The sequence below is a fragment of the Xanthomonas sp. 3058 genome, assembly GCF_014199765.1.
Taxonomy (GTDB): domain Bacteria; phylum Pseudomonadota; class Gammaproteobacteria; order Xanthomonadales; family Xanthomonadaceae; genus Xanthomonas; species Xanthomonas campestris_B.
Map to the genome: position 1 here is coordinate 1 of NZ_JACHOF010000054.1, position 1,946 is coordinate 1,946.

Here is a 1,946-nt window from a genome sequence, read left to right on the forward strand (position 1 = left end):
TCACTTATCAATCGACGGCGCTCGGCTTGCGTGGCCGATGAGCGGGCCGAGCGCCGGCAAAACGGTGGGTCTTGGCTTCGACAATTGCGCGGAAGGCATCGTGGCCCAATGCTCGCTGCTGCTGTAGATGAAGGCGAATGCTGGCGAGCAGTTCCTCGGAGAGGGCTTCATCGAGCAGGGTACGGTAGGCGTTGGATCGCTTGATCGGGTCGCTGCCAAGCGCAAGCCAACAGGGATGTGGTGTCAGTGCGGAGTGCTTGCGCTGGCCTAGGTTGGCTGGGCAACTCGACCAGCGATACGCCGCCGGGTTGTCGGTCAGGCGAGCACGCACCGGATTGAGCTCAATGTAGCGATAGCAGAGAAGGACGTAGTCCGCACTGTCCACAAGGCAGGCTTTGTAGCGCCCTTCCCATAGCGTGCCGGTGCGCCCGTGGCAGCCATTGAATAGCGCCAATTAATTGACTTCTTGATTGCTGAATATAAGTCTCAGATATTCATATGCGAATAGAGCTAATGTTCTCGAAATAATCAAAGGATATCTAGTGAAAAACTACCTTCTTCTGTTAGGTGCAGTGCTTGCGTCTGGCTGTGCATCAGCAGATTACAAGCCAAGTACGCCCGTTAGTCGTGTGCGGACTACTTCGTTATGTGCGGCGTATGGAATGAGGGCGCCTGATGGAGATAAGATCCGAGCGGAACTCTCCTCGAGAAATGCCATTAACGCAGAGGAGTGGGTGCACGTCGAGCGACGAGAGATAACGGTTGGGATGCGGGAGTGTGCCGTACAAGCGATAGTTTCGGTTGCTGGTGCTGCCAAATATGTCTCCCACAAGATTGGGGGGAAGTTAGTGTCTAGGGACGTTTACTACCGATGCAACGACGTTGGTTCATCTCAGTGTCCGTTATTGAAGATTAGCTATGACAAGGAAGGGGTGGTAACTAGTGTTGGTTCGGCGCCTGACGTGCCTTAGTTGATTAAGAGGCTCCATTGCGGAGAGGCTGGGCCGACCATGGAGAATGCCTTGGTCTGGCTCGAAGTAACGGGTCATGCCGCTCACCAATTGACGACGCTCGGCTTGCGCGGCTGGTGGAGAGCCTAGTGCCCGAAACGCGGCAGGCCTTGGCTTCGACCATCACGCGGAAGGCATGGTGGCCCATGGCGCCATGCTGCGTAGATGAAGGCGGCTGCTGGCGAGCAGTTCGTCGGACAGGGCTCCATCGATAAGAGCGCGGTAGGGGGTGGATCGCTCAATCAGGTCGTTGCTAAGCGCAAGCCAACAGGGATGTTATGTCAGGGGATAACGGGGTCAGGTTAACTTATCAGTCGATGGCGCTCTGCTTGCGCGGCCGATGAGCGGGCCTGATGCCCGCAAAGCGGCGGGTCTTGGCTTCGACAATTGCGCGGAAGGCATCGTGGCCCAATGCTCGCTGCTGCTGTAGATGAAGGCGAATGCTGGCGAGCAGTTCGTCGGAGAGAGCTTCATCGAGCAGTGCGCGGTAGGCCTTATATCGCTCAATCGGGTCGCTGCCAAGTGCAAGCCAACAGGGATGTGGTGTCAGTGCGGAGTGCCTGCGCTGGCCTAGGTTGGCTGGGCAGCTGGACCAACGATACGCTGCCGGGTTGTCGGTCAGACGAGCACGCACCGGGTTGAGCTCAATGTAGCGATAGCAGCGAAGCACGTAGTCCGCACTGTCCACAAGGCAGGCTTTGTAGCGCCCTTCCCATAGCGTGCCGGTGCGCCCGTGGCGGCCATTGAACAGCGCCACGTAGTTGCGCCCAATCCGCTGCATCAGTTGCCCGACTCGTCCCGCTGCAGGTGGCGTGACCAGCAAGTGCACATGGTTGTCCATCCGACGTCCCCCCGATTTTGAGTAGCACGCCAGTTTGGAGTCCAATTCCCTACCCCGAAGGAGATTGGACGTGAAGAAACGTTTTACTGACGAGC

The 1,946-nt window shown here is 57.6% G+C and carries 2 protein-coding genes; both read right to left on the reverse strand.

All coding sequences use genetic code 11. The features are described 5' to 3' along the window. Positions 1–7 precede the first annotated feature (7 nt). Positions 8–454, reverse strand: a complete 447-nt coding sequence (locus GGR61_RS20885; protein WP_228437041.1) for a transposase — start codon at positions 452–454, stop codon at positions 8–10. An 866-nt stretch (positions 455–1,320) separates the two neighbouring features. Then, a partial coding sequence (locus tag GGR61_RS20995) for a transposase (protein WP_221237482.1) occupies positions 1,321–1,946 on the reverse strand: 626 nt, incomplete at its 5' end.